Below are 6,505 nucleotides of genomic sequence, written 5' to 3'. Positions count from 1 at the left end.
CTCATATAGAAGTTGTTTGTCATTGGCGGTATAATTATTAATTAATATAACATATACACCAAATAGTAACCCAAAAATACGCATTCATCCCACTATTTTAGAAGTAGGGGAATTCTGCGCCGAGGTGTTAAATTATAAGCCTTGCGTTCAAAAATCCGTAACCTTGATAAATCATTTCGGCTGCATAACATCAAAGCCTGTACGAATATTACTAAGCAAATATCTTGCAGAGCCCAGCGCAATAAGCTCGCCATCGATACAGTTATCTTAGATTCATTACCAGTAGTTTATACCATTCTCGCCATAATATTTAATAGCCAGTAAAAAGACCTTCTAGCAAATGACTTCAAGATTCAAAAGACGTTTCTTGATGAGAAGTCTAAAAATCCAAATTAGCCTAAATTGTCCTGAATTAGATATTACCTAATATGTCCCTAACATATGCAGTATCGGACCAAGTTCTGAACTTCAAATCAACCACAACCATAGAGCATCTAAAACAAAAAAGCCTTCCAGTTCTCTAAAGAGATGCTGGAAAGCTTTTTCTGAATCTAGGCCTTAACCATCAAGCCGTTCTCATGGAATAGTGCTATGCAACACTATGCATAAGCTGGCTCTTTAACCTTGATCGGGTTAATATTTTCAGCCTTCATAGGGTCGGCAGTGGCAGCACGTTCAGCCTTAATCTGATCAGCAATTTTTTCGGCAATAGCGATGGTTGGACCATTAGTATTGGCACTGATTAGTGTCGGCATAATCGAAGCATCGACTACACGCAGTCCATCGACACCTCTGACTTTAAGATCTACGTCCACGACTGATAGACTGTCTGAACCCATACGACACGTACCTACTGGATGATAAATCGTATCCGCCTTGTTTCGTATATAGCCTAGTAAACCATCCTTTTCAATATCAGGGCCCGCGTAGTCCTTGGTGATGAACTTTGCCATGGCCTCTTCTTGCATAATGGCACGCGTACGCTCTGCGCCTGCCACCATATGTTCGACGTCTTTTGGATGAGACAAATAGTTGGGATCAATTAGCGGTGCTTCGCTTGGATCATTAGATGCCAACTTAACCGTACCGCGGCTTTCAGGACGCAAGTAACAAGTGTGGACGGAGACGGCGTGACCCAACTTAATTTTGCGACCATGCTCTACCACTCGAGAAATCAAAAAATGTAGCTGGATGTCTGGCCAATCTTTTGGGTCGTTTTCTTTAGCACTAAAAAAGGCACCTGCTTCAGCAAAGTTGGTTGACAACAGGCCGGTGCCATCTTTTTTCCAACGGCTCAAGCCTTTGATTATTTTACCAGCTGCACCCAAAGTAATCCCAAACACGTCTTTGGTATTCACCTCATAATCAAAAACGACGTCTAAATGGTCTTGTAGGTTTTCACCCACATTTGGTGAGTCATAGACCACTTCAATACCGTGTTCTTGCAACTGCTCTTTAGGGCCAATACCTGACAACATTAGTATCTTAGGTGAGCCAAAGGTCCCTGAACACAAAATAACTTCTGAACGTGCTTGAATGGTATATTCTTCACCACTTTTATTGTAGACCATGCCTACTGCGCGCTGATCTTCTATCAAGACACGTGAGGCCATTGCACCGGTGATAATCGTAAGATTGGGGCGGTCGTCCTCAATAGGATGTACATAGGCGGCAGCGGCTGAACAGCGTTGTCCCTTCTTTTCACCATGAAAGTGGGTGACTTGATACAGACCTGCGCCGTCTTGCTTGGTCGCATTAAAATCATCGTTACGGTCTATACCATTAGCAGCGCACGCATCAATAAAGGTGTTGGAGATAGGACGAGGGCTAAGCAGCTCGGTGACATTTAAAGGTCCACTATCACCGTGATGGTCATCACCGCCACGGCTGTTATTCTCTGATTTCTTAAAATAAGGTAATAACTGATCATATCCCCAGCCCTCACAACCTAGATCAGCCCAGCGGTCATAGTCTTTTGGACTACCACGGGTGTAGACCATCGCATTAATAGCGGATGAGCCGCCAAGACATTGTCCACGAGGCTGGAAGCCAATGCGATTGTTGAGATGGGTTTGCGGTACGGTATCGAAGCACCAGTTATTTAGTTTCAGTGGTTTGCCTGGAACCATCAAGACGAGGCCAGCAGGTACTCGCACCGCAAGATCTTTGCCGTCGCCACCAAACTCTAATAAACAAACCTTGATTTCAGGGTCTTCTGACAAGCGCGCTGCCAAAACACAGCCTGCAGATCCACCGCCAACGATAATATAGTCAAATTCCATAAATAAATAGCTCCTTGCTTGCGAATAGTATCCGTTCAATAACACGCGGCCAATATCCTCAATAGTGATACCTGGCTTAGGTGAATCAACTTACTTACCAATTAACTATAGCAGAAACAGTCAACTATATTCGCTTAATTTAGAAGACACTCTAGTCATCTTTCAACTAGATATTTTAATTACATAGTATATTAATCAATACTAAACAGTTTTTTATTAAGCCCTCTGGTTACTTACATTCAAGCATCTCCATACAGTATTAGTTTAAACTTAAAAGCAAACCAGAAAGTATAATAATCGTCTCATAAATAGGACATTGCACTGATTAAAGGTACCCATAAATGGCAGACTACCTGCCTCAAATGCTCTAAATAGTACTAAAGCTACATTCTTACTACTGGTGTTTGAGAAGCATAAGAGCAGTGGGCTGCCGTAGACCAAATATTTACTTATGAACAGACCGTTATCTAAAGACGAAGTTATTCTTCCTTACAATGTTTTTAGAAATTAAGACCTGTCATTAAAAAAGCACCCTATCGAGTAAAGGCTCAATAGGGTGCTTTTTTTATTTGACGAGCAATAAACAAATGGCTCAGTGCTTTAACAGGGCTTTAACAGGGCTTTAACAGGGCTTTAGATATCAAACTCTAAAACTCTATCGCCATCCGCATCTTGAATACGAGTTGGCAGACCAATCCCATTGAGCAGATTAATAAATGGCTTGGCATCAAGCTCTTCGACGTTGACCATTTTTCCTGCATCCCACTCGCCCGTAGCGACTAGCATGGCGGCGGCAACCGGTGGCACGCCAGCGGTATACGAGATACCTTGGCTACCCATGGCTTCATAAGCGTCTTTATGGTCGGAGATATTATAGATAAACACCTCAGTATCCACGCCGTCTTTTTTACCTTTGACTTTGTCACCAATACAAGTCTTGCCCGTATAATTCGGTGCTAGCGAGCTTGGGTCTGGTAGTACCGCTTTGACCACTTTTAGCGGGATAACTTCAAGGCCTTCAGCAGTCATTACCGGCTGCTCAGACAATAAACCTAAGCTTTGTAGCACGGTAAAGACGTTGATGTAATGCTCACCAAAGCCCATCCAAAAACGAATATTTGGTACGTCTAAGTTAGTAGATAATGAATGAATTTCGTCATGGCCACTTAGATAGCTATTTTGTACACCAACGACGGGGAAATCATCCGTACGCTTAACTTCAAACATTTTATTGGACTGCCACTTACTATTCTGCCAAGAGTAAACGGTGCCAGTGAATTCACGAAAGTTAATCTCAGGGTCAAAGTTAGTCGCAAAGTACTTACCATGGTCGCCAGCATTAATATCAATGATGTCGATATCTGTGACTGAGCCTGCATCCATCATGTCGTAGCCAAGTCGAGCATAAGCATTAACCATACCGGGATCAAAACCTGCCCCTAAAATGGCAGTGATATTGTTATCTGCACAGCGTTGTTTACGCTGCCATTCATAGTTGTCATACCATGGCGGGGTCTCACAAATCTTGCGCGGATCTTCATGAATAGCGGTATCAATATAGGCGACGCCAGTCTCGATACAGGCTTCTAGTACGCTCATATTGAGAAAAGGTGAGCCAACATTAATAACGATTTGAATACCAGTGTCGCCAATGAGCTGTATTAGCGCTGGGATATTCATGGCATCGATTTGGTGCGTATACAAGGTGGCTGGCTGCTTAAAACTGGCCTTTTCCTGTACGCTTTGAGCGATCGCATCACATTTATCTTTAGTACGTGAGGCGATATGAATCACGCCAAGCACATCGTTATGCATTGCACATTTATGCGCGACTACTTGTGCGACACCGCCAGCACCGATGATCAGCACGTCTTTTTTAGCTTGCTTGGTATTCTTGGTATGTTGAGTTGATTTCAATGCAACAATCCTCCTTTGTGCCCCTGTCACTGCCATGGTATTGGCTATTCAAAACAGAAACGAGTGAATGATATGCGTGAATTAAAAAGGAAGACCGAGGAAAACCCACGCACCCGATGGACAATGACTGCTGTTTTTGTCCATGACGATTATAACAATTTTTGCCACCCTTTCGGCAATAATTAGTCAATCAATAATACGATTACTCTCTAAATTTTCTATGAGTTAGACAGCTTTATGACAAGCTCGCTTTGTAATCCTGATAATCAAATTCTCGCTGCACTTTAATACTACCATCAAGGCGACGAATCACGATCGCTGGCATATTGACCCCATTAAACCAGTTTTTCTTGACCATGGTATAACCAGCTGCATTACCAAAGGTGACAGTATCTCCTATCTTTAAGGTAGACGGTAGCGCATATTCACCAAAGATATCACCTGCCAAACAAGAACGACCACAAATAATTGTACTATCAGCTGATTCAGTATGCTCAGTTGTTGGTGCATTATTATGGTCAATATTAATGGGCGCGATATCGATCGGCTGACCATTAATAGCCGCTATTGACGCGGACTCTTGATAAATTAGCAGGTCAAGCATATGCGCTTCAATAGAAGAATCCACTACTGCAAGATTTTTTTCATTGTGCAGGACATCTAAAACAGTGGTCACCAAGGTGCCAGCGCTATGGATACTAGCCTCGCCTGGCTCCAGATAAACTTGCACACCATACTTTTCACTAAAGTCTTTTAGACGTTCAGCAAGCTGCTCAAGCGGATAGCCAGGGGCGATAAAATGAATACCACCGCCCAAACTGACCCAATCAAGTTGCTGTAAAATATCACCAAACTTAACTTCGATATCCGCCAAGCTGTCACTAAAGGCTGCAAAGCTCTCGTTCTCGCAATTGTTATGAATCATGACGCCGCTAATGTCTTTTAGAATGGCATTAATACTGGCTTTGTCGTGTTCGCCAAGTCGACTGAACGGACGTGCAGGATCAGCAATGATAAACGATGAATTACTGGTCTTGGGATTAAGGCGTAAGCCGACTGGAATGTTTTGCCCATTGGCCTGATCTTTAAAAGCGTTTAATTGCGAAATTGAGTTAAAAATAATCTTATCAGCATAGCTTAGTACTTCAGGAATTTCATCGGCGCTATAAGCCACACTATAAGCATGCGTTTCTTTTTCATCTGCATTGCCAAAAGTCTCACGGCCTAAGCGTACTTCATTCAGCGACGACGATGTGGTGCCATGTAGATAAGGTTGCATCACTTCAAACGTCCCCCAGGTGGCAAAGCACTTTAATGCCAATAGCGCCTTTGCGCCGGATAGCTCACATAAACGGGCAATAATTTTCATATTGGCCACGATTGCGGCTTCGTCAAGCAAATAATAAGGGGTTGGCACAGTAATTGGTTTTACAGCGGATAACTCATTCATAATAGACAACCTAATGGCTTTTGATATTGATACTAATAAAAGGTATAACAATGATAACTGTTACAGCAAAGATGATAGCTAGAAGTGAAAATTTACAGATTGTAAATAATGCCTGCCAGCGTTGTAAATCTTCTAGGTAATTGCGCTATAGTAGTACAAACCTCACCTAATTAGAATAGCTTATGTCTCTCTCAACCGATTATTCTACTTCCCTAAATCGACCTGATTTAACCCCGTTTGATCTACCGCATCTTTACGCTGATGTTCACGCAGTCTTGAACTTCTGGTTCGATAAGAACCACGAGCCTTATTGGTTTTTAGAAGATGATAGCTTTGATCAACAAATTGCGGATCAGTTTGGTGAAGTATGGCAGACAGCAATACAGGGTGAATATTCGTGTTGGCGACGTACTGAAGGGCAACCTGGTATTAATAATTTAACCGCTGATTTAGCCGGACGTCTAGCCGAGATTATTGTCTTAGACCAGTTTTCACGCAATCTATGTCGTGGCCAAGCATCCGCCTTTACCCAAGATGGTATGGCATTAGTTCTCGCACAAGAAGCGGTGCATCAGTCTGGCTTTGATGATCTGCCGTGGCAATGGCGCCAGTTTATGATTATGCCATTTATGCATTCAGAATCAGCGGTGATTCATAAACGCTATTTACCGCTATTTGAGCAGTTAGACGATCCAGTTACGCTGGATTTTGCATATGGCCATCAGGCTATCATCAAGCAATTTGGCCGTTATCCCCATCGTAACTTGGCCCTTGGTCGTACCTCGACCGCCGAGGAAGTCGCATTTTTGCAACAGCCAAACTCTTCATTCTGAATAATTCTCTAAGCATGGAATCA

At 42.8% G+C, this 6,505-nt stretch carries 4 protein-coding genes; 1 reads left to right on the top strand and 3 read right to left on the bottom strand.

Going from position 1 to position 6,505, the window contains the following annotated elements; translation table 11 throughout:
* Positions 1-599 precede the first annotated feature (599 nt).
* The 3 genes from RCH20_RS11300 to nspC all read right to left on the bottom strand — a co-directional run bounded on the left by RCH20_RS11300 (position 600) and on the right by nspC (position 5,649).
* Entirely contained in the window at positions 600-2,282 is a 1,683-nt protein-coding gene (locus RCH20_RS11300; RefSeq protein WP_327193651.1) for a GMC family oxidoreductase, read from the bottom strand.
* Positions 2,283-2,915: 633 nt separating this feature from the next.
* Positions 2,916-4,199 carry a saccharopine dehydrogenase family protein gene (locus RCH20_RS11295; protein WP_327193650.1) on the bottom strand — a complete coding sequence of 428 codons (1,284 nt, stop codon included), beginning with the start codon at positions 4,197-4,199 and terminating at the stop codon, positions 2,916-2,918.
* A gap of 235 nt (positions 4,200-4,434) precedes the next feature.
* On the bottom strand, positions 4,435-5,649 hold the full coding sequence (gene nspC, locus RCH20_RS11290; RefSeq protein WP_327193649.1) for a carboxynorspermidine decarboxylase: 1,215 nt from the start codon (positions 5,647-5,649) through the stop codon (positions 4,435-4,437).
* Between the two features lie 182 nt (positions 5,650-5,831).
* Between nspC and RCH20_RS11285 the strand changes: the two genes are divergently transcribed.
* On the top strand, positions 5,832-6,482 hold the full coding sequence (locus RCH20_RS11285) for a DUF924 family protein (protein WP_209957101.1): 651 nt from the start codon (positions 5,832-5,834) through the stop codon (positions 6,480-6,482).
* Positions 6,483-6,505 lie beyond the last annotated feature (23 nt).

Source organism: Psychrobacter sp. PL15 (assembly GCF_035984995.1).
Classification (GTDB): domain Bacteria; phylum Pseudomonadota; class Gammaproteobacteria; order Pseudomonadales; family Moraxellaceae; genus Psychrobacter.
The sequence above is the reverse complement of the archived record's forward strand: the minus strand, read 5'-3'. Positions and strand labels throughout refer to the sequence as shown.